Annotated in this window: 18 protein-coding genes and 1 pseudogene; 11 read left to right on the top strand and 8 right to left on the bottom strand. The window is 46.9% G+C overall.

The window, feature by feature from the left end; translation table 11 throughout:
- Positions 1-336 precede the first annotated feature (336 nt).
- From QGP82_RS24650 to ald, 3 genes are all read right to left on the bottom strand, one after another.
- A complete protein-coding gene (locus tag QGP82_RS24650; RefSeq protein WP_499061329.1) occupies positions 337-489 on the bottom strand; it encodes a DUF4058 family protein in 153 nt (50 codons plus the stop codon).
- 603 nt (positions 490-1,092) lie between these two features.
- Positions 1,093-1,293, bottom strand: coding sequence for a hypothetical protein (locus QGP82_RS24645; protein ID WP_499061328.1), 201 nt, complete (start codon positions 1,291-1,293; stop codon positions 1,093-1,095).
- Between the two features lie 406 nt (positions 1,294-1,699).
- A complete protein-coding gene (ald, locus tag QGP82_RS24640) occupies positions 1,700-2,791 on the bottom strand; it encodes an alanine dehydrogenase (RefSeq protein WP_499061327.1) in 1,092 nt (363 codons plus the stop codon).
- Between the two features lie 691 nt (positions 2,792-3,482).
- Here ald and QGP82_RS24635 point away from each other — a divergent pair.
- From QGP82_RS24635 to QGP82_RS24610, 6 genes are all read left to right on the top strand, one after another.
- The gene (locus QGP82_RS24635; protein WP_499061326.1) at positions 3,483-3,725 is read left to right on the top strand and encodes a hypothetical protein; all 243 of its coding nucleotides are present in this window, start codon (positions 3,483-3,485) and stop codon (positions 3,723-3,725) included.
- Complete coding sequence (locus QGP82_RS24630; RefSeq protein WP_499061325.1) at positions 3,706-4,485, top strand: SDR family oxidoreductase; 780 nt, start codon at positions 3,706-3,708, stop codon at positions 4,483-4,485. Before QGP82_RS24635 ends, QGP82_RS24630 begins: the two co-directional genes overlap by 20 nt.
- Positions 4,486-4,487: 2 nt before the next feature.
- A complete protein-coding gene (locus QGP82_RS24625) occupies positions 4,488-5,210 on the top strand; it encodes a sulfite exporter TauE/SafE family protein (RefSeq protein ID WP_499061324.1) in 723 nt (240 codons plus the stop codon).
- A 271-nt stretch (positions 5,211-5,481) separates the two neighbouring features.
- Complete coding sequence (locus tag QGP82_RS24620) at positions 5,482-6,867, top strand: aminotransferase (RefSeq protein ID WP_499061323.1); 1,386 nt, start codon at positions 5,482-5,484, stop codon at positions 6,865-6,867.
- 437 nt (positions 6,868-7,304) lie between these two features.
- Entirely contained in the window at positions 7,305-8,864 is a 1,560-nt protein-coding gene (locus tag QGP82_RS24615) for an alanine/glycine:cation symporter family protein (RefSeq protein ID WP_163669582.1), read from the top strand.
- A gap of 15 nt (positions 8,865-8,879) precedes the next feature.
- Entirely contained in the window at positions 8,880-9,305 is a 426-nt protein-coding gene (locus tag QGP82_RS24610; protein WP_163669584.1) for a universal stress protein, read from the top strand.
- A gap of 89 nt (positions 9,306-9,394) precedes the next feature.
- On the opposite strand, the gene QGP82_RS24605 is transcribed toward QGP82_RS24610, so the two are convergent.
- Positions 9,395-10,168, bottom strand: a complete 774-nt coding sequence (locus QGP82_RS24605; RefSeq protein ID WP_499061321.1) for a hypothetical protein — start codon at positions 10,166-10,168, stop codon at positions 9,395-9,397.
- Between the two features lie 604 nt (positions 10,169-10,772).
- The gene (locus QGP82_RS24600) at positions 10,773-13,505 is read right to left on the bottom strand and encodes a protein kinase domain-containing protein (protein WP_499061320.1); all 2,733 of its coding nucleotides are present in this window, start codon (positions 13,503-13,505) and stop codon (positions 10,773-10,775) included.
- Positions 13,506-14,054: 549 nt separating this feature from the next.
- Here QGP82_RS24600 and QGP82_RS24595 point away from each other — a divergent pair.
- A pseudogene (locus tag QGP82_RS24595) lies at positions 14,055-14,277 on the top strand (IS1 family transposase); the annotation flags it as partial.
- A 47-nt stretch (positions 14,278-14,324) separates the two neighbouring features.
- Here the strand turns inward: QGP82_RS24595 and QGP82_RS24590 are convergent.
- Both QGP82_RS24590 and QGP82_RS24585 read right to left on the bottom strand, forming a co-directional pair.
- Entirely contained in the window at positions 14,325-15,149 is an 825-nt protein-coding gene (locus QGP82_RS24590) for a class I SAM-dependent methyltransferase (RefSeq protein WP_163671817.1), read from the bottom strand.
- 128 nt (positions 15,150-15,277) lie between these two features.
- Positions 15,278-15,787 (bottom strand): GNAT family N-acetyltransferase, encoded by a 510-nt coding sequence (locus QGP82_RS24585; protein WP_163698409.1) that lies wholly within the window; start codon positions 15,785-15,787, stop codon positions 15,278-15,280.
- A 221-nt stretch (positions 15,788-16,008) separates the two neighbouring features.
- Between QGP82_RS24585 and QGP82_RS24580 the strand changes: the two genes are divergently transcribed.
- Together QGP82_RS24580 and QGP82_RS24575 are read left to right on the top strand one after the other, a co-directional pair.
- On the top strand, positions 16,009-17,763 hold the full coding sequence (locus QGP82_RS24580; protein ID WP_163698407.1) for an adenylate/guanylate cyclase domain-containing protein: 1,755 nt from the start codon (positions 16,009-16,011) through the stop codon (positions 17,761-17,763).
- 103 nt (positions 17,764-17,866) lie between these two features.
- A complete protein-coding gene (locus tag QGP82_RS24575) occupies positions 17,867-19,585 on the top strand; it encodes an adenylate/guanylate cyclase domain-containing protein (RefSeq protein WP_499061319.1) in 1,719 nt (572 codons plus the stop codon).
- Between the two features lie 163 nt (positions 19,586-19,748).
- Here the strand turns inward: QGP82_RS24575 and QGP82_RS24570 are convergent, their stop codons facing one another.
- Positions 19,749-20,408, bottom strand: coding sequence for a TetR/AcrR family transcriptional regulator (locus QGP82_RS24570; RefSeq protein ID WP_499061318.1), 660 nt, complete (start codon positions 20,406-20,408; stop codon positions 19,749-19,751).
- 275 nt (positions 20,409-20,683) lie between these two features.
- On the opposite strand from QGP82_RS24570, the gene QGP82_RS24565 reads away from it, so the two are divergent.
- Together QGP82_RS24565 and QGP82_RS24560 are read left to right on the top strand one after the other, a co-directional pair.
- Positions 20,684-22,285, top strand: a complete 1,602-nt coding sequence (locus tag QGP82_RS24565) for an alpha/beta hydrolase (protein ID WP_499061317.1) — start codon at positions 20,684-20,686, stop codon at positions 22,283-22,285.
- Between the two features lie 6 nt (positions 22,286-22,291).
- On the top strand, positions 22,292-23,041 hold the full coding sequence (locus QGP82_RS24560; RefSeq protein WP_163669600.1) for a class I SAM-dependent methyltransferase: 750 nt from the start codon (positions 22,292-22,294) through the stop codon (positions 23,039-23,041).
- Positions 23,042-23,194: the final 153 nt, after the last annotated feature.

The following is a 23,194-nucleotide window of genomic DNA, read 5'->3' as shown; positions in this document are numbered from 1 at the left end:
CTCTAAAGAAATAAAATTCCAACGCTTTCCAGCATTGCAAATTTTATGGATTTAAATACATTGTCGTTATGCCTCCTTCAGCAATCACTGTAGAAAAACTTTCAACGTAAAGAAAGCCTTAAATGAATAAGCTCTGATCCAAGTATTGTGAGTATGTCTCTATATACCGCTGAGAACTTCTCAATATGCAGATGATTTGATGTCTTAAATACGTAACATTACTTTAGACAAACTCAACGTTCATCCCGACTCATATTGGCTCATCCAATTTGTTAGCCAAACGACATCCATTTTGGCTAGAGAAGAATACGTCATGCCTTCTGCCCCTCTATCTGATTAATAGATAGCCCCCTCGACCACCACACGGTACCTGGGTTGTAATCTTGGTACCAAGCTAATTGAGATCGCTGTAATCAGCCGATGATGAAAATTTGGCCAGGACCAGGGATGTTCCAGAGAAGGATCCATGCCAGGCAAGGGGGAAGGCATTGATATATAGCCGTAAAAAGTACCCCTCAATTCTAAGCAACTGAGTCAAATGCCGCTTTAATCTACATATTGAAATATATATCATCTAGCATTAGGAGGCACCTATCCTTTAGAAAGGACTTATAGCTTTTGTTGGCCTTACAACTCAGAGTCAGAAAATAAAAAGAACATACCGTCCGTCATTTAGAATGCCCCTACAGGTAATCTCATGATTCAGCGCACGCTATATCCTCCACCAGAGTCTCTTCATTTTCTTCATCTTGAGACGGACCCAGTACACCATTGTATTAAAACCTGGCCGTTGACCCTGACTGACCCACAGAAGCCTGCTAGTATTGCCCACGACTAACACCCCTCCACCGAATCAAGGAGCAGTTGCATCCCCAACGGTAACTGCTCAGTTAAGACAGCATGTTAATTGTCACCGTGCCGAATGTCTTGTCAGCAAACAATAGGATCATCGTACCTCTTGGCTCAGCCACTGCTCAATCGCCTATTGTAATCAACTCTAAAACAGTCTCATCCGACGCCGCTAACATAGGCACTTCATTGGACTCCGTTTCCGTTAACAGACCATCGGGTGTAAACGAGTCGCCAAAATTTTCATTTGCTATACTCGTAACGATTGTTGCCTGCTGCGACCATGCTGATGGAGTCAAAAAACAAACAACTATAGAAGATGCCACTATGAACCAACCCTTGGGTGACATCGGGCATTTCCTCTTTTGTTGTAACATCGATAATTGGCAACAGTAGAGTAATCAAAAGAGTAATCAAAAATCTTGATGTCACCAGCGTGCCCATCTAGGAGAAACTCCTCGCTCCCGAAAATCATGGAACTTATTTCTGGAGATAATACTTAGCCAGGTTGTTTACATCGTAATAATTTCTTATTGTTGGTGATACGGTCTCAGATGAACCTGATGTAGAATTTTTGGGTTGTGGTCCTAATCGTCTTTACTTTGCGATCGCAGCCCCCCAAGGCGTCTACATTAAAGATGGCTGGAACGGACCAATCACAACCATCCACACTATGCTCTGTTCAGTGCAGATGAGAGTATGGCGGCATTCAATGCTCATCATTTCTATAACGGCACAACACCTACCCATGCTTTCAAGGGCATGGAGGCTGACCGCTATGAAGAAGATAATCGCACCCCCATCTACAGCCCCAACCTGGGTCTTTATTGTTGTGCAAACCCCTTAGTGCCTATGCCGCAACCATCACAGGAAACGCTTCTTGTACAGCTGGATGAACAATTTTGCCATTAGCGACATTTAATCCTTGGGCCAGAGCGGCGTCTTTTAATAACGCATCCTGTCCCTGGTCAGCTAGCTTGAGCACATAGGGTAAGGTGCTGTTGTTCAATGCCTGGGTGGCTGTCCAGGGGGCTGCTCCTGGCATATTGGGAACACCAAAGTGCACAACACCTGACTCAATATAGGTCGGTTGGGTGTGTGAGGTAGGTCGCAATGTCTCAATGCACCCCCCTTGATCAACAGCCACGTCGATTATGACTGAGCCGGGACGCATTTTAGAAACTAAGGCTTTGTCAACCAGGGTGGGTGCTTTACGACCTGGAATTAAGACTGCACCAATCAATAAATCAGCCTCAGGAACAACACGCTCAATTTGAGCTGAGGTGCTATAGAGTAGCTCAACCCGTGACCCAAACAAGGTTTCCAGATAAGCAAGACGCTCAATGTTAATGTCTAAAATTTGCACTTGAGCCCCCATACCTACGGCAATGCGTGCAGCTTCCGTACCAACAATGCCTCCACCTAAAATCACCACACGTCCTGGCTGTACACCAGGAACACCCCCGAGGAGAACACCGCGACCACCCTGTTGTTTTTCTAAATATCGGGCTCCAAACTGAACGGCTAATCGCCCTGCAATAATGCTCATGGGTGTCAGCAGCGGTAGTTTGCTGTCGCTGGTCATGACGGTTTCATATGCGATCGCACTCACCCCACTGGCCATCAATGCCTCAGTTAACTGAGGTTCTGCTGCCAAATGCAGATAAGTAAACAGCAATAAATCATGCCGAAAGTATCCATATTCAGAGGGCTGGGGTTCTTTAACCTTGACCACCATATCTTGAGACCAGGGAATAGTAACATCCGATACCAGGGTCGCCCCTGCGGCAGCATAATCCACGTTTGTAAACCCAGCCCCATGTCCTGCATTTTCCTCAACGACGACTTGGTGTCCCCGTTGGCACAGGGCCTGTACACTCGCAGGCGTTAATCCAACTCGAAATTCTTGATCTTTAATCTCTTTGGGCAGTCCAATTCTCATAACAAATTAACCTCCTATCGGTTGGGAGTGTGTCCTAACGTTGTTGTTGTAATACTTGCTGAAATATTAGGTGGGGATGTGGGGAAAGCCACCTACTCTCATTTCAGTATTGACAGATTGAACGTTAGCATTAATCTTGATAATTGATCAATAGAATTTGTAGCCTGTTGATAACAAATGGTAAAAAAACTCAATAAGTAGATTTTTATACAAAAACTATGACGATCTCTTGCTAGAGTTATAATATTGAAGACTCGCTACATAGGCCTCAAAAGATGGTGGTGCTATTTATCTACTTTTCATCTCTAAGCCCGAGTCATGAGCCCTTTAATTTGAATCTCAAAGAAGGGAGGCTTCATAAGCACTTGCTCAAATGGAACGGCGTCGGTTCGCCCTACGCTGGAGTGTTTGTGTAAGCCTACATGACAGTTTAGATCCGCTGAGCTTAAAGCTGTTGGTCAATAATGACCAAACAGTGATTGCGTTTAACTCTAGGCTGAGCGTATTTCCAGCGGAAGCTGTGGAAAGTTTGAGGCGGCTAACAGTAAGCTTTTCAAACGGTTGGTGTTGGAGGCAGCACCTGTACAATATTTGTTCTCATCTGTTGATACTGACCATGTTTCCAGGTCATTTACCTGGGGCTTAGACCTCTCAATTCCAAAAATGTGGGGCAGATTGGGAAGGTTGACCTTTGCCAGCGCTAAGCATTTCTGGGTGGGGAGATACTTGGTGTTGGTCTTGGGATCGCTGCATGGTGTGGATCGGCGGTGGGGTTGATTCTTTTGCAGAAGAATATTTCCATAACAAGACAACCGGTAAAGAAGCCATCGGTGATCGAGGCCACCCTAGCCCCCCAATTCTGGGGGGGGATAAGATGACTAAACAACAGGCAATACCAGGAGTAATTATTCTCTATGGCACTATCTCTAACTGAGCAATGCGTTCTCATCACTGGCGCTAGCAGCGGTATCGGTACATCCTGTGCCCGATTATTTGCCCAGGCAGGTGCCCGCCTGATCCTGGCTGCTCGTCGTAAAGAGAAACTGCAAGCGCTTGCGGATGAATTACAAAAGCACTATCAGACCGAAACCCTTCTACTGTGCATAGATGTGCAAGATCGCCAGGCAGTCATGACTGCCATGGAAGGGCTGCCTGAAAAGTGGAAAACCATTGACATCTTGATTAACAATGCTGGTCTGAGCCGGGGGTTGGAAAAACAGTATGAATCCCCGATTCAAGATTGGGAGGAGATGATTGATACCAATATTAAAGGTCTGTTATACGTCACCCGTGCCGTCGTACCCAGCATGGTGACACGGGGCCAGGGACATGTGGTTAACATTGGCTCCATTGCAGCCCGGCAAACGTATATGGGTGGCAGCGTCTATTGTGCTACTAAAGCAGCAGTGAAGTCCTTATCAGAAGGGTTAAAAATAGACTTGTTAGGCACGCCTGTGCGGGTGACTAACATCGAGCCAGGGTTAGTGGAAACTGAGTTTAGTAATGTGCGGTTTCGAGGCGATGATGATAAGGCTAACTCGGTTTATACGGGAATGACGCCCCTCACCCCCGATGATATTGCCGACACAATTTTGTTTTCAGTCACTCGTCCCGCCCACGTCAATATCAGTGAAATCTTTGTCATGCCGACGGATCAGTCTTCGGTCACCCATGTTCATCGGAGTTCAGTATAACGATGGCATTGATCATTGTCATCACGGTGTTTGGAGCGGCCTTTATCCAGGGGATTTCGGGATTTGGGTTTGCATTGGTAGCTATGCCAATTTTGTCTGGCATAACCAGTATTCAGGCAGCAGCTCCCCTTGTTGCCCTCACCACATTAACGAACAATCTCATACTGTGTATCTATTACCGCCAATCGTTTGACCGTAAAGTGGTCACCCACTTGTTGTTGGGATCCGTCCTAGGGATTCCCATTGGCTTTCTAGCCTTGGATTACATTCCTCCAGGACTGATGTTGATTACCCTAGGGCTGATCATTGTTGCCTATGCTCTATATTCCTTAAGGAGTCCAGCGGTGCCTGTTTTGAAGTCTAAATTGTGGGCTTATGGGGCTGGATTCACATCAGGTATTTTGTTGGGCAGCTTTAATCTGCCAGGACCACCAGTCATTTTGTATGGCACGAGTCAACGCTGGTCTCCGGAAACATTCAAAGGCAACCTCACCAGTTTTTTCTGGGTGAGTGTGGCGATTGTTGTTGTAGGGCATGGCTTTCAAAATCGACTCTCGGCAGATATTATTCGTCAGTTTTTAATGGCTGTACCGAGTGTAATGCTGGGATTATTGTTAGGTGTCATACTTGCAAAGAAGTTTGACCCTAATGTTTTCCGAAAAATTATCACTATTTTATTAGCAATTATTGGAGTGCGGCTTATTCTCTCTGGCATCTATCTATAAATCCATAAAAGTATCAAAAGGGCAGCAAAGTTTTTCAGTCATTGTTCTTGCTGTCTATTTTTTGCTGTCATGAAATAGACATGTTTTCTTTAACGAGCATTGCTTTCGAATTGGTTTTTCTATTAAGAAAAACTTTATTGAATCGTGTGTAAATATACAGAAGAGAGCTTTTAAATACTTTTATTGTGTTGAAAACATCCCATGAATTCGCTTCACGATAAAAGTAACTTGGCTCTTGGAAAATGCTCTTTCGCTTTAAGGATCATTTTTAATGTTTGCTAGTTTGAGTCCAGAAAAGACTGATTTAGGAACAATGGATGCTGAATCACTTTGGCATCCATTGGTGCAACACAAGTCATTTTCTCAGAAGCCTCCCAAGTGTATGACACGGGGTGTGGGGTGTTATGTGACTGATACAAACGGAATCGAATATTTCGACGGTATCTCTGGCTTGTGGTGCGTCAATGTTGGCTATGGCCGTCAGGAGTTGGCGGAAGTTGCCTATGAGCAAATGGTCGATCTGGCCTATTTCCCGCTCACCATGAGCCATGAGCCGGGCATTCGTTTGGCTCATAAATTATTGGAGCTATTGGGTTACGAGGGTAAGGTGTTTTTCTCCACAAGCGGTTCAGAGGCCAATGAAACAGCCTTTAAGATTGCTCGTCAGTACCATGCTCAGACGGCTCCTGCTGGCTCAGGCCCACGCTACAAAATTATCTCTCGCTATCGAGGCTATCATGGTCACACCATGGGAGCGCTAAGCGCAACGGCACAGGCTGAACGTAAGCTCAAGTATGAGCCCTTAGTTCCTGGTTTTCTTCATGTAAGCCCACCTTACTACTATCGGTTTGGTGATGGACAGCCGGAAGATGTTTACAATGCCGCCTGCTTGCGAGAACTGGAACAGACAATTCTCTATGAAGGGGCTGAATCTGTTGCAGCAGTGATTGTGGAACCGATCATTTCTGGGGGTGGGGTGATTGTGCCGCCAGAAGGCTATTTGCGAGGTGTGCGAGAGATTTGCGATCGCACCGGCATCCTTCTCATCTATGACGAAGTCGTTAACGGCTTTGGTCGCACTGGAAAAATGTTTGGCCATCAACACTGGGGTGTGGAGCCAGACATTATCTCCTTTGCAAAAGGTCTTACTAGTGGCTATATGCCCCTGTCTGCCACAGTGGTAAAACAGTTTATCTTCGAAGCTTTCTTAGACGACCCTGGCAGTGATAGCCATTTTCGGCATGTTACTACCTATGGCGGCACCCCTGTCTGCACAGCAGTCAGTCTAAGAAGTATCGAAATCCTAGAAAGAGAAAACCTGTGTGAGCGTGCGGCTGAGATGGGTAATTATCTGCTTGGAAAGTTGCAACGGCTGTTAGAGCATCCCAATGTAGGTGACGTTAGAGGCAAAGGCTTGCTGCTTGGTGTGGAGCTAGTCAAAGATAAGGCCAGCAAAACACCTTTAGATAGCGATGCCGTTGCTTCGGTAACTAAATACTGCATGGACAAGCAGATGATTATTGGTCGAAACACGAACACAATTCCTGGTTTTACCAATGTGCTAATTCTGGCTCCACCGTTGGTGATGAGTCGAGAAGACGCCGATCGGCTAGCAGATACTCTCTGTGATGCTGTTTTTGCTTTATCCAGTTCCTGATGTTGTCTCACTAGATCCCTAAAGTCTCTAAATTAAGATGGTGTCACTAATCTAGTTCCTCTAGCTCATATTTTACTCCAGGCGGGGTAGCGATATCCTGCCTGGGACTTAAAGTCACAAGGCTGATCAAATTAAAACTCGCTAAAGGGGTTGAGCGATCGGTAAACGATCCATGTATAGAGCCCCATAGTCAGGTTGTCTGCTAAAGCAACAATTCTCAATTAGCATTGAATTCTGCACCCAATGCGGGTTCAAGGTATCCAACCAATCTCAATATAAGGTTTTAGCCAATGGATTGAACCCTCTTTATTAGCAGAGGAAAGATTACAACAATCCCATTGTACCTCGACCAATCAAAATTTTCACTGAGTCCTCCTCAAAAAAGACGATGGGACAATCAGCGTTCTCAATTATCTCTCTCGTTTGGAGTTAATACCATGAAAACACCACTGTTTAGATTGAAACACTATCTCTATGCCCTGGCATTTTTACTTATCTTTCTCCCCCAGGTTGCTTTTGCCCAGGACGATACTGCCTCCGTTGGGATCTTGGGTTCCATTGAGGCTGGTGTCCAGGGTGTCGTAGATGTTCTCAATCTAATCTTTTACTTCAAGGTTGGCGGCGAGAATGGCATGCCATTTATTGTTCTTTGGCTGGTGATTGGCGCTGTCTTTTTCACGTTTCGGCTTAAATTTATTAATATCCGTGCCTTTAAACATGCCATTGATGTGGTGCGGGGCAAATACGACAGTGAGGAGGACGAAGGCGATGTTTCTCACTTCCAGGCCCTGGCAGCGGCGCTTTCAGGAACTGTAGGGATTGGTAACATAGCGGGGGTTGCGATCGCAATTCGTCTCGGTGGTCCAGGCGCTGCATTCTGGATGACCATGGCAGGTTTTCTAGGCATGTCGAGTAAATTTGCCGAATGTACCCTGGGTCAAAAGTATCGCGTCATCAAACCTGATGGCACCGTGGGTGGCGGTCCCATGTATTACCTATCTCGGGGATTGTCGGCCATGGGCATGGCTCCGGTGGGTAAAGCATTAGCAGTCATTTTTGCTGTTCTTTGTGCCATTGGTAGCTTGGGCATTGGCAACATGTTTCAGGCCAACCAGGCCTTTGCCGCTGTTTCTAATGTGTTGCCATTTCTAAACGGTTTTAGCTGGCTATTTGGTATTGTCTTAGCTCTGATTGTGGGTTTGGTTATCTTGGGAGGTATTGAACGGATTGGTGCTGTTGCCGGCGTTCTCGTGCCGTTTATGGCTGTGGTTTATGCCATCGCTTGTTTCTGGGTGATGTTAGTCAAACTCCCGGAGGTTCCCGGTGCCATTGGTACAATTATTGCGACAGCTTTTAGCCCAGAGGCAGTGGCAGGTGGAGCGATTGGTGCCCTGGTGATTGGCTTTCAGCGGGCAGCATTCTCCAATGAGGCAGGATTAGGTTCAGCGGCTATTGCCCACTCTGCTGCCAAGACAGATGAACCGATTAGAGAAGGGATTGTGGCTTTGCTAGAACCCTTTATCGACACCATGTTTATTTGTAATTTGACAGCATTGGTAATTGTTCTGACCGGAGTTTATGCCGATCCCACCGCTGCTGATCTCAATGGAGCCCAGCTGTCGGCGGCATCCTTCGAAACGGTTATTAGCTGGTTCCCCTATGTGATTGCAGTGGCCGGATTTTTGTTCGCCCTGTCAACCATGATTTCCTGGAGCTATTATGGACAACAATCCTGGGCATTTTTGTTTGGTGACAGCACTGTTAACATCTACAAGGGCATCTTTTTGTTCTGTGTCTTTGTCGGTGCAGTGGTTAACTTAGGTCCCGTGCTTGATTTTAGCGACATTATGGCCCTGGCAATGTCGCTGCCTAATCTGTTGGGTTGCTTCTTGATGTCTGGACTGATTGCTAGGGAGTTGAAGAGCTATATGGAGCGGCTCAATTCGGGAGAAATGCTACCCCAGACTCCAATTGCTCAGGAAACAGTCTTTAAATAAATGGAGGTAACTGAGATGAGTTGGCTTAAGCGAAAATCTGTTCTGATTCCCATAGACTTTTCTGACCTTTCTTATCAGGCACTGGGGCCTGCCAAAGAACTTGTGGACGATGGGTCATCTTTGAAACTGATTCATGTGCTTGCACCGTTGCACCCTGCCGATCCAGCGGCCATGTGGGACACAGTCAGTGATGAAGACCGCAAGCAAAAAGTCCAGGCCTTTGCCCATGAAAAGCTTAACGAAATGGGCTACGACAAGCTTCACATTGAGGTGGTCATTGGGGACACTACGTCAAAAATTGTGGACTATGCCCAAGAGATAGATGCGGACTTAATTGTCATGCCGTCCCATGGACGCAAAGGTGTCAGTCGTTTTTTGATTGGGTCGGTGGCTGAACAAGTGGTGCGATTATCTCATTGTCCAGTGTTGATTCTGAAGTAAACTTTTTGGCAACGTTAATTCAGCATGTGGGGTGAATCTCGTATGACTGGATGTTCGTAACAGAACATTTCGTAAGACGGTTAGCCCACTCAGCCGCCACAGTCGTAGCCCAGCGCGCGCGCGTACCCTTGCCAATGAGCATCGTAATAACGCTTCGCTTTGGGCCCCAACGCATGATAAGGTCTCTCGATAGCGAAGGCACCTGTCGAATGCTTCGGAAGTTTTTGCTTAAAGGCGGGTGACGCGGCTTTGAGGGCGCTCAGAAAACGTGGCTCGTTGCTGGCTTGACGGAGCAACCTGTCCAGAATCGACGGTCGTGCCGAACAGCGCAGGAAGCTAGCAATTCTGGCGAAGTAAGCGTCCTCAGTCGAAGTGAAGATGTCCTCACAGCGAACTCGCATGAACCTCGAATCGGTCAGGTGTTCGAGAAGCGACACCTGGCGCTCATATAGCCAATCAAATTGCCTCATGATGGCGATATGCTGTTCGTCAAGAGATTCTGCGTCCCGGAGAACTTGCGTCAGAGTCTGTCCGCCGAGAGCTGCATGAGCTTTCTCTACCGCCCATGCTTCACCACCTCGCAAATGGTACTTCGCTGCGCTGAAGATAAAACTCGCCGGATCCCGCGTAAAAATTAAGAACCTCGCTGACTCGACATCCAGGAGGCCCGTTGCTTCGAGTGCCTCGGAACCGAAGTTGCGACAACGGATGTTCACCACGCTCCCAGGCCTGTCGTAGCCGCCTACACTGTCAGCCTTATCAGGCTGCACGCTCTTGACAAACCCAGTCTTTTTATCGATGCGATGGACATTTTGGATGTAGTTATTCCCACATTTATGAAACAGCAAGTAGCAATTGATCATCTTGTCCTCCTAAATGCGAACTAGGGTAGTGGTGGAGCGATGTAATTATCGCTTCCAGAAAGAAAGTGTAAGTTTGATTGTTCTGGTAGCGGACTTTCAATTGCCGTCCAACGATTGAGCTAAGCCGCTAACACTGCCGAGTACGCTGCCGTCGGCTAGCGGGGGTCGTCGGCTCCAGTGATTTACTATGTTGCACGCTTCAAGCAGGTTTCCCAAGCCCTAACAGGCATACCTTGCGTGCCGAAATAGCTATATATTCAGCATTAGATTTGGTAGATCAGGCCCATAATTCTGGATCTTATCCGCCACTTTCGTGGTGATAACACCTTGATTTACACAGCTTATATACAATGGCTCAATAGCTGCTTCAGGAAGGGTGCTAAATTCAAGTTGAGCAGGGTATGTCAGGGCATGCCGCCTCCCGTCAGCCCAGCAATGCTAATGCTTTCCAAGTGAATCGATGAGGATAAATGCTACAAGACTGTTCGCACGATGTGTTGGGCCGAGGGCATTTGCTGCACTTGAGTGTGGAGTAAAAAACATTACCAAGCGAGGGAGGCGTGTCACCTATAGGGTGACCTGGTATATCGGGTGCTTAAATTTCTCAGTCCCACTTCGGCGTCTTCCAAATTTGCAATGGGGCATCAAACCCTTCACCAATCACAAGATAACGACCATCAGGGGTAAATTGAACAATGCTGTAATCATAAGAACCAATATCAACTGATTGAGGCTTGCCTAAAACCTCTCCTGTTTTAGCATCCCACCATATCAGGTGCTTTTTCCGAGTGTGTAGAGCATCAACACGATCTTCGGACACAATAGTGGCGAGTAAATCACCATCATCACTGAGTGCAATATGAGAGATATGCTTATTTGCAGATAGGTCATATTGGGAAAATTCACGAATTTCTTTTCCTGACTGGGTATCAAATAAGCTGAGCTGATTTGTTTGGTTATCATAAAACACAAATCGTTCTCCAGTCCCAGTAAAGCTAATGCGACCTTCGCCTAACTCTAAAATAGGACGTTGCTGGCTGGTATCCCAAACAGTAATGTCATAGGGAACTAGCCTAGAAAATGAAGTAGTATCATTTCCTACCACAACTTCTCTATGTTTTTCACTAATGAGAATATTCTCTTTTGTGGTAAAGCTAGCAGCATCTGCCTCTAATGAAAAGAATCGGGTACCAGAATCCACATTCCAAATTTCAACCCTATTTTGCCTGTCAACAACAACATGTTGACTATCAGCACTAAATAGGTGGCTACTATGATGAACGTTACTAGATAACAAAGACCAGGAAACCCCTACCCAGAGATTATCGGATGAATAAATTGTTTCTTCATGGATCAATCGTTTATGTGACCTTAAATCCCAAACACTAGTGCTATGTAAGGGGTCCCCTTGATCCGTCTGAGTTACTGCATCTTCTACTAAGAAGGATTGATTTTCACTTAGTCCAAGACGCGAGTCACCAAAAGATGGGCTATGAGAAAATCCTCCTGCAGGTATAAAATCATCAACCGATGTAAATATCTGCCCATTAGTCGTATCAAAGATTGTTAGCCCCTGATAATTATGACCTGCTAATAGGTATTGATGTCGATCATAACTCATTGCAATATGGGATTCTTCTATAGGAATATCATCTACCAGATTGCCAGATTCAAGTTCCCAGACTTTGACATATAAACCTTCGATAGTTCCCGAAATAGCATACAACAATTTTCCATCTCTACTGATGATTGGTTGCCCTAGCTCTAAACCCTCGCTGTTAATAACAATATCTGCATCAGTCGACATCGACTTCCTCTCTTCCGAATTAAGCCAGCCTGTGATTTCATGTCGCTGAAAAGTACTTTCGAGTAGAGAAGGATAGTATATTACCACCGCCACCGCCCCAAAAAACGCTACTAGTAAGCCAAGTGAAATTGTTGTTATAAAGCTAAATGGATTAGCACTATTTCGAGTAACTTGCCTGTCGGTATTATTAGACTTAGGTAGTGTGTATTGATCGCTGGCATCTAATGAGAGTGTGTACTGATCGGCATCTAATAATTCAGACGATTGTGAGGGGACAGCGAGGGGACCTTCTTCCGGAGTTTTAGCAATCAATGGCTGAGGTGGTGGGGAAGCTTCTTTGTTCTTGAAACGATTAGAAGATCTTTTTTTCCTGCCATAGGGTGCTTTGGATTCGGGAGTCTTGAGGGTAGAATTAGGCAGTGTGTATTGATCGCTGGCATCTAATGAGAGTGTGTACTGATCGGTATCTAATAATTCAGACGATGGTGAGGGGACAGCGAGGGGACTTTCTTCCGGAGTTTTAGCAATAAACGGCTGAGGTGATGGGGAAGCTTCTTTGTTCTTGAAGCGATTAGAAGATCTTTTTCCCCTGCCATAGGGTGCTTTGGATTCGGGAGTCTTGAGGAATGATGCGGGACCTGATTGAGCATTCTCCCCATCGATAGATGTCTGAATTTCCTCAATGGTTTGATAACGATGATTTGTTGGCATGAGGATCATCTTATTTAGCAATTGAGCGAGTCTCGGGCTGACGGGCTGCTGTAAATAGTCTTGCCAAACCCATCTTCCCTCTCCAGTCTCATAGAGACTAAAAGGAGAAACAGCTGTCAGTAGGTGAATACAGGTAATCCCCAGACTATAAATATCACTGGCAAAAACAGCTTTTCCCCGCGCCTGCTCAGGGGCTGTATACTCAGCACTGCCAATGACTGTACCCGTTTGGGCCAGGGCTAAACCCGTGACATGTTTTGCTGCCCCCAGATCTACCAATACCAGGCTCTGGTCAGTGGCGCGACGAATGATATTGGCAGGCTTAATATCACGATGAATAATATTGTGATTGTGAATAAATTTTAACGTGGGCAATACCTGATTTAGGACATGCCAGATTTGCGCTTCAGAAAAGGTGCCTGTCTTTTGTAGCTCATGGGCTAAGTCTTGCCCCTCTATATAGTCCTGAATAAGATAAAGATGATTATCTTGCTCAAAGTAGTCTATGAGTCTGGGTATGTTCCCATGATGGCCTAGCTTCTTAAGTTGATTGGCTTCTTGATAAAAAAGCTTAGTAACTGTATCTGGATGCTTGCTTGACCTGAGCGCTGGGAAAAACTGTTTAATGACACATCGAGGTTTAGTGGGAAAGCCTTGGTCAATTGCTAAAAACGTTCTACCGAAACCACCCTGACCAATGGGTTTGATGGCAACATAACGAGCTCGAAGACCAATCACGAAACCACAGCTAGGACAGACTTTTATGTTAGGGTGATGCGTTTGTGGTGCAGAACACTGAGGATTCAAGCAATAAGCCATAGGAGTTCAGTCTTATAAAGCTTGGTCACAACTAGCTACAACAATAGCTGCAAATATTACGAACTGCAGGCTAGTGAATTGCCCAACAGTCCTTATGGTGCCCACCAATTTCCTATTCTCCAAACCAAACTATTACACTACCTTGGTTATAGCAAACGTCCTGATGCATATCGAGTGGGACAGTTGTATCTGATTCAATCTGTATTATACCCAAGTAACTAGTTTGATTGTCTTAGGATGCTATTCTCGATTGATTTTCAATCTAAATTCAAATCTTTACAATGCCGAGTTGGAGACATCGGTAGCGTGAACAAGGCTATTCAACAAACTTACCTGAATGCCACTCTTTTTTGTTAGGAATGTGAGTATACTTGCAAAGGAGAGAGGATAAGGAAGAAAAAGGAAGAAAACAGAGCTCCATTAACCATGGTAAAGCGGTGCTCCTTATATTCTTAAGCTCGGGCATGAACAAAGGAATACCCTTTAAGGAATGGGCCATACCACTTAAAAAATCGTTAGGGTGATTGCTAGACTAGAATGTAGATTCAGTCTATGGTTCAGTGGTTTACTAAGGGGGAGAGACGGTATGGCAATACCCCATGGCAACTGGCGAGTGTTTATCTACCGACGTGTCACACTACCGGTACCTATCCCTATCGAAAGGTCTGGACTGAGGGACTAGAGGCGCTATGACGATCAAGGGATCTCAAGGCAAGCCCGAGTCATGTGGCTTAAGCGGGAACATCCCTTTATAGCCACCAGCCCAGTGAGTTCGGAGACGTCAAAACCACTATATCCAAAAAGGAATAGGTTGACTTATTATGTCACTACTTCATTCGGTTTTCGAGCTGTTACAAAAAACATTGTGACATCATTCCAATACCCTTTTTTATCTGAAACTTTCTCTATTTCTGCGAAATACTCTTGCCTGCACTGTTCCAACTTTTTGTTAGACCATTCCACATCCTGAAGCCCAAATGCACTTCTGGCATTACCAGTCCAAACAGATTCTATATCTTGAAGGTAACGGCCAAACTGCTCAGTTATGAGCGAAATATCCCTAAAGCCGACCATTTCAAGCAGGTCACGACATCGTTCATGGGACCCAAGCAATTCATTCGGATTGGGAATATTGATGCCATATGAGCGAACTACCTGTCTGAATAAGACAGATGCACTAGGAGAAGATTCTGCCAGGCAAGAAAAAGCGACTATTCCTTGTGGTTGCAGCGCTCGATACCATCGATGAAGTACAGTTGGAATATCCGTCAAGTAAACAATTGCAGATGAGCACAAGATAGCGTCGTACCGCTTCTCTGGCAATGTTTGTTCATCCGCATCTACTTGTGCAAACTCAATATTTTTCAGTCCTAAAGTCTCAAGCTTTTGTTTCGCTTGGCGTAACATGCCAATAGAAAAGTCAGTTCCCAGAACATATCCTGTGGAGCCAACTATCTGAGCTGCGGCAATTGCCGCCAAGCCAGTTCCAGTGGCAACATCTAAAACATACTGACCTGGCCGTAATGTTGAAAGCTCTACCAATCGTGCAGCAGCCTGCCTATGAAATTCGTTCTCATAGTTTATGCGATTATTAAAGTCATTCAGGACTTGTTGCTTGTATGTATTGCTCGACGAGTCGGCCATATAATCCACTAATTAGGTCTGTTGATACCAAGTACAGGCAATACCACATGCCTTACATAGAAAAGCGTAAAACATGCCATCTCCATATTCTGCAACATCTTCTCGATTCATCTGCCCAATAAACATCATCAACGTATTACACTCTGGGTAACTTCGCTTCGGATAAGCCGGTAGCGGATGAAGCGCTGGTCTTGGATCACAATCTCGCCATCTTTGTGGAAACCAAGCCGCCGCAGCGCTGCGACCCGTTTCCTACTGGGGGGCAGCAAAGCAGTAATAGAGTCAACGCAGAGCTCTTCGAATGCATGTTTCAGAATCCTCCGGTAGAGAGCAGATCCTGCTCCCCAGTACTTTTGATTGAGGACGAGACCCAAGTCTACATCATCACCCTCCGGCTGCAGGCCACCCCAGCCGATGAACTCGTCATCCAGCACAAAGGCCCAAGGTCCAAAGCCTCTCTCCTCCCACATTCGTTCTTTGATGGCGACAAAGCGATCGCACTCAACATATCCAAACTCATCCTGGGCCAGTGGCAGGTGCCGCCGGACTGCGGGATCGTTCATCAAGTCAATGATTGCGTTCGGAGGAATCTTACTCAGCCGCGTGAACGTGATTCTATGGTAATTATTGGCTGACATAGCTAAGGAGTTTGAACAAGAGACTGCAGCAGAATTGCTGCCTAACGGATTGAAATCAGGGATGTGAATATATTTTAAAAGCTCTACTCGCTAACTAAATTTGGCAGGCTATGGGCTAGGGCATGTAGTCGATGGTTGTAGGTCAAATTTTTAACAAATTAAGCTGATTCTTCTAAAGTCAGTGGGGAAATTTAAACTAGCAACCTCTATTTTATTGTCCCATGACCGCCCTTGAGCCCATCAGCCCATCTACGCATCGGCGGGGCCTCCCCATCGGTCTTAAAATATTTGGCCTGACTGCCAGCTTACTTGGACTGATGGTAATAGTGGTGGCGGTCTCCACTCGACGCCTGAGACAGGTAAACGAAGAGATTATTAATCTGGCGGATTATGCCCTTCCCATTACTGATCGGGTGGCACAAATTGATGTGCATGTGCTGGAACAGGAGCTGCACTTTGAGCGGGTGCAAACGCTGTATGAAATTGAGCCCCTACATGAGGAGCGCTTGCAGTCAGAGCTAATGGGATTTGCAGAGCGAGGACAGCAGGTCGATGGGGAAATTGAAGCTGCGATCGCACTGGTGCAAACCGCCATTGATGAGACGACTCTTCCCCAAGCCAAGGCCGAATGGCAGCATATTGCCCCCAGGTTAAGGGCCATTGAAACCGAGCATCAAGCGTTTCAAACCCATGCTAGTGAGCTTTTGGAGCTGTTAGCCGCCGGAGATCTAGAGTCTGCCCATCAGCTGGAAGAAAAGCTGATTGCCCAAGAGACCAACTTTAACCAGGCAATTAACGATATTTTTTTGGAGCTAGAAGCCTTTACTGTCGAAGCGGCCCAAGCGGGACAACATCACCAGCAGGTAGTGCAAACCCTCAGTGCATCAGTGGCAAGTTTGGCCACCTTGGTGGGTTTGGTCTATGCCACCCTGGTCACCCTAGGGTTAGTGCGGCCTGTGCGTTCCCTTAAAGTGGGTACTACCGCTGTGCAAGCCGGTGACCTGGACATTCACTTAGACACCTCCAGCCGCGATGAGGTGGGCACCCTGGCCCGTACCTTTAATACTATGGTGGATGAGCTAAGACTCAAGGCGCGTCTAGAAGAGACCTTTGGCAAGTATGTCGATCCGCGCATTGTAAAATCCCTTGTTCAGAGCAGTGACACCGCTGCCACCGATGGTGAACGCCAGGTAATGACCGTCTTTTTTGCCCAGGTGCAAGGTATAGAAACCTGTTTGGCCCCGCTAACACCGACAAACCAAGAGCGGATCATAAACGACTACCTGAGCCTGATGTCGGCCCCCATCAGTAACCATGATGGGGTAATCGACAAATTTATTGGCACCCTGATTATGGGGTTTTGGGGACCTCCCTTCACCGATGGGGCCAGTCACGCTCGCCTGGCCTGTGAGGCGGCCCTAGCCAGCATTGACCAGCTTACCCAGCTATATCCCAAACTGTCCCAGCTAGACATTACGCACACCGGAAATCTCCACATTGGTCTCTCCACCGGTCCCTTAGTCGTGGGCAATATGGGCTCAGAGGCGGCTAAGGCGTACACCGTTATGGGAGATACCGTAAATACCGCATCCCGTCTCAAGGGTGTGAGCCAACAGTACGGAGTGACCATTGTGATCAATGAGGCCACCCAGCAACAGGTGTCAGATGTCATGGCCACCCGAGAGCTAGACCTGATTCGAGTGGTGGGCAAAGAAGATCCTATCCACATTTATGAATTACTGGGTCATAGAAATACTCTAACGACTACAGATGGGGCTGCGATCGCAGCTTTTGCCCAGGGTCTTGCAGCCTATCGACAACAGGCATGGAACCAGGCCCGCCAGCACTTTAATCAATGTTTGGCCCAAAAACCTGGCGACCGTCCCGCCCTACTCTATCTAGATCGGGTTGACCAACTAGAGGCGAATCCACCTGACACCAGCTGGGACGGAGTATGGCAGCTAACCCAGAAATAAATAATCTGCCATTGCTGATCCTTCCATAAATCAGCAACAGCAATAATCTCCTTAAAAACTCCGTTCTTCCTCAACCCCAGAGTCCCTCTCCACCACACTTACCATGCAGTCCCGTTTTTCTCTCTCCATTGGCACTAAGATTTTTGGTATTGCCAGCAGCATGCTAGGTCTACTGTTAGGGGTGGCCTATCTCAACCATGTCCGCATTCGCCAGGTTAACTATGAACTGATTGACATTGCCTACTACCTAGCTCCCCTGACAGAAGATATCGCCAATATTAACGTCCATGTGCTTGAAGAGGAGATTCACTTTGAACGCATGGTTCGGTATTACACCATTAGCAACAACAAAATCGACGGTATCGGCAGCGCTAAAGTCAACGCCGAAGAAGAGGCCTTTAAGGAACGGGGGGAACGGGTTAAACAAGATATTGCTATCGCCATCGCCCTTGCTGACAAGGCCGCTCAAGCGGCCCACACTCCTGAAGATATCCTTGAAATTGCTCGCATTCGCCCACTGTTAGAAGTGCTTGCATCCGAGCACCAAAACCTCCACCACTATAGCTTGGACATTATTGACCGCCTAAAAGCGAGTGATCAAGAGGCCGCCACCCTACTAATTGATCAAATTACCGATTTTAAAGACGATTTTGATCGTCGAATTCAGGATATTTTATTTGAGCTCACTGCTTTTATTGAACAATCTGCAAAACACGCCCAGGCCACCGAACAACGCACACTAAACCTGAGCTTTTGGTTAACCGGTCTTGCCAGCGGTATTGGTCTCCTATTTTCTGCTTGGGTTACCGCTGGACTAGTACGCCCCGTGCGACGTTTAGTGAACAATACCGAGAAAATTGAACAAGGTAACCTGAATGTGGAAGTCCCTGTCTACTCCAGTGATGAGATTGGTCAGCTGACAGAATCTTTTAACCACATGGTCAGCAAGATTCGTGAAAAAGAACAGCTCAAAGCCACCTTTGGTCAATATGTGGACCCACGCATTGTAGAAACGCTGCTGGGACAACCCAACCCAACTGAAGGGAGTCAACGGCAGATGATGACGCTGTTCTTTTCGGACATGGCCAACTTTAGCCGCATTAGCGAACTGCTCACACCAACGGGGTTAGTCACCCTGATCAATCGATATTTCACCCTGGCTTCTGCTCCCATTAAGGAGCACCATGGAGTGATTAATCAGTTTGTTGGTGATGCGGTCAGTGCGTTTTGGGCTCCCCCCTTTGTAGATCCAGCAGATCATGCCAAGCTGGCTTGTTACGCGGCCCTAGAGCAGTTTGACCAGCTTACTAAGCTACGGCGTAGTTTGCCAGACTTACTGGGTATTCGAAAAGGTCTGCCAGAGATTAATATTCGCATTGGTTTGGCATCGGGGGAGGCCTTAGCTGGGAATATTGGCTCTGAACAATCTAAGTCTTACACGGTTATTGGGCCAGTGACCCAACTGGCGGAGAAACTAGAAACCTTAAATAAGGTATACGGGACTCGCATTTTGATGACGGCTAAAACCAGAGAACTAGCGGGTAATACCATCGAGGTTAGGGAAATTGATCGGATTGCCTTCGCTGGAGAACCTGAGTCTATTTATGAACTGCTAGGTATTGCTGGTAGCACAGATCATAAGTTAATTCTGTTGCGAGATTGTTTTCAGACGGCGTTAGAAGTCTATCGAAATATGTCTGGTGAAGAGGCGATATCAAGGTTTCAGGCATGTTTAGACATAGTCCCAGACGACGGACCTTCAACGTATTATCTCAATTTAATAACGTCAAGCAGTTCTTCAAAGCATGTCCATATAAAATAAATTTTCTAACAACGTTTAGGATCACCGGACAGGGGCTTGGGGTTGCCGAGTGCAATGAACACAATCGCGTTTTATCCGTTGATTACCTGACCTCCTCAGATGCTGCGCCCTGATCGTATTGACGGGCACTGTCAATAATGACCGGGAATGTTTTTAACGATGCCTAATGCTTTAAACCTTGGATCAGGGTTCGATAGGTTAACTTAGCGGCATCATTGCGGGCAATATCACCACTTTGTATGGCTGACCATGCTGCCCAGATCAGGGCATCAATGGTGGTGGCAACCCATGCATTGGGGACATCTAGGGCAATCACCCCATCTTGTTTGAGGACATTTACAAAGTCATTTAGTTCTTGCATTTGTCGGGCGTAGGCCGCATTAATATCTGGGTCGGTATAGGTTGATGATTCTGCTACCAAAAAGTGAAACCGATCACCTAGAGGCACCACTGCCTCTAGAAACGCCAGTAGGGCATCGGCAGCCGATAGGTTTTGATTCCTAATGTGAGCTGTGATTTGATCAATGGCCTCAATCGCTTCGAAGGCGATCTCACGGATCAGGGCCTCACGGGACGAAAAGTGGCGGTATAACGTCGCTCGCCCAACACCGCACTTGCCTGCAACATCACTGAGAGAAACCCCTGGATTTTTCGCTAATACAGCAACAGCTGCGTGCAAAATAGCCTGCTTGTTAGATGCGTTTCGAGACGATTGACCACTCATTAGACTAGTACTTTGTGGCGTAAGTTTGCCCACCATCACATGGGGATGAGTCGATGGATGGATGGATGGGTGGATGCAATAGCGCCAAATTTTTACCATCGGCTACTAGTATAGCCTAATGAGACAAAGATGTCTTATCTTAGACAAGTGTGTATATTTATTGCTGGTTTACCCTAATAATTGGAGCTGGTATCTACGCTAGGGACGTGTATGTCTGGCAATTACTTGCCCAGGCTAAGGGTTCCGACAAAACTCATACAATACTATTATCTCAACCTTGATTTTGGTGCCGAACTCAGGTCCATTCTATCCGTCTATTATCCTGACGGTTCTCTGATTTAATTGCTTATTTTTTAAAGGCTCTATTAGCAACTATGAAAGCCCTTCACTGGTTTCGGAACTTGGCCCTGTTTCTAGGCGGTGCTGCACCGCTGGTGTTCAGTGCTCCTACCCTGGCTGCGGAAGATGTCACCCTATCCTATGGATTGTTAGAGCTATCAGTATCAGTGGCCTCATTGGAAGGCTATGCCACTGACAACCAAGTTAGCGAGGAGTTAGAGTTTTATCTTAAGTTTCTCAATGAAGAAGAACGTCGCGATCTGCGAGAGATTTTGACGACACCGCTGGATGTGAGTGCTGTCACCCTATCCCAGGTACTTTACGATCCCTTAGGAGAACTCTGGTTAGATCGATTGGGGAACGTCATTCAAACAGCGTCGCGACAAAATGGGGCACGGGGACTGCGGGGGGCCCTGATTTTGGCCGCTGATGATGAGGAAGGGCTGACTCTGCTCAATCTGATACGCCGGTTTCCTACACCCACGCTGCGGATTAACTCGGTTGAGATTTTGGATGTGGTTAACACAGTGGTAGATCTGCTGGACCAAACTGAGACTGCGATCGCAATGCTCCACACCCAAACAAATACCGAAATAGCCGCTACAGAGCCCATCGACTATGCCCAACGCCCTGATCTAACCCAGGCGGGGCCAGTCTCCTGGCGAACTCAGACGTTAGAATTGCGAGACTTACAACGCGATCGCCAATTGCCTGTGGATCTGTATATCCCCCAGAGCAATGCACCCGTTCCTCTGGTGGTTATTTCCCATGGGTTTGCCGCCAGCCGCACTAACTTTGTCGATGTGGCCCAGCATCTGGCGAGCCATGGCATTGCTGTGGCAGCCATTGAGCATCCTGGTAGCAACTTTCAGCAGGTGGAAAATTTACTGGCGGGCAATGCCTCAGCTGCAATGGCCCCCAACGAATTTGTAGATCGCCCCCAGGATATTTCCTATTTGTTAGACTACCTGGAAACCCAAACGAGAGGAGCGCTGACCCATCAGTTTGACCTCAATAGCGTGGGTGTTATAGGACATTCTTTTGGGGGGTATACAGCCCTGGCCCTGGCTGGTGCTCAGCTTAATGTTGAACAGTTAGAAGCCCGTTGCACCAGCGACTTAATTGAAGCAGACTCGGTTAATATTTCCATACCTTTACAGTGTCTAGCCCTACAAAGTCAGTTTGAACAACCCCTTCAAGACGAGCGAGTCAAAGCAGCGTTTGTTTTTAACCCCATTACCAGCTTAGTGTTTGGAGAAGCCGGGCTGGGGCAGCTCAGTACGCCGATATTGATGGTGGGAGGCAGTGCCGATCCGGTGGCTCCGGCCTTAACGGAACAAATTCAACCGTTTACCTGGTTAACGCCGTCGGATAAATACCTGGCGCTCATGCAGGGAGGTCACCATAACTATGCCCAGTCTGAGACGTTGCCTGATGAGCTATCGGGTCCCGACCCGACCCTTGCCCGCGAATATCTTAAAGCCCTGGGTCTGGCATTTATGCAAACCCATGTGGCTGGGCAGTCAAACTATCGCCAATTTTTGCAAGCAGGCTATGCCCAATATTTAAGCCGAGAGTCTTTACCCTTGACGCTGGTGCAGGATGTCTCCTTAGAAACGTTAGAAGCCAGTCGATAAGCGACCATGATTTTTTCCAATGAAGAACAGATTCTCCACTCATGGCAACAGAATGCTGCCCCGTGGACGGTGGCTGTCCGTGAACAACAGATTGAGAGTCGTCAGCTAGTTACCAACCAGGCAATTGTAGAGACCGTAGTGTCCTATTCACCAAAGACGGTGTTGGATATTGGCTGTGGTGAAGGCTGGTTAGCCAGGGCGTTACATGCCCATAACGTTATGGTTCACGGTGTGGATGGGATTCCAGCCCTGGTGAAACAAGCCAGGGCCAAGGGAGATGGCAGGTTCGATGTGATGTCCTATGAAGAGATTAGTGCGGGCAAATGGCGAGACATCTTCTTGCGAGACACCTGCTTGCAAGACACCTGCTTGCAAGACACCTGCTTGCAAGACACCTTCGATGTTGTTGTCTGTAACTTTTCCCTATTTGGCAATGAATCTGTAGCCGCGCTCTTAAAACAGGTGTCGACATTACTCAGTCCTGGTGGTCATTTTATAATCCAAACACTACATCCGCTCATGGCGTGTGGTGACCAACCCTATAAAGATGGCTGGCGTGCAGGCTCCTGGGCTAGCTTTAGTCAAGACTTTGTAGACCCAGCTCCTTGGTACTTTCGAACAATGGCAAGCTGGATCGGTCTTCTCTCTAAAAGTGGCCTGGTATTGCAGGACTTAATTGAACCGATACATCCCAAAACGGGTAAGCCGGCTTCTGTTATCTTTGCCTGTCAGAGCAACAGGATATGTCATCAGTAACGCATCGCGTTTCTCATTGGCGTTGATACACCCTGCCCATAGTCACTACTCACTACTTACCACCAGGTTTTATTGATCCCAACCGAGAACTGCCACATTTTCGCAGTGAGGCTTCCGTGCATATGCTGAGGAGACTGTAAATCGTTGGGTGAT

The sequence above is a fragment of the Leptothoe sp. LEGE 181152 genome (genome assembly GCF_032906605.1).
In the GTDB taxonomy this organism is placed as follows: domain Bacteria; phylum Cyanobacteriota; class Cyanobacteriia; order Phormidesmidales; family Phormidesmidaceae; genus Leptothoe; species Leptothoe turfae.
The sequence above is the reverse complement of the archived record's forward strand: the minus strand, read 5'-3'. Positions and strand labels throughout refer to the sequence as shown.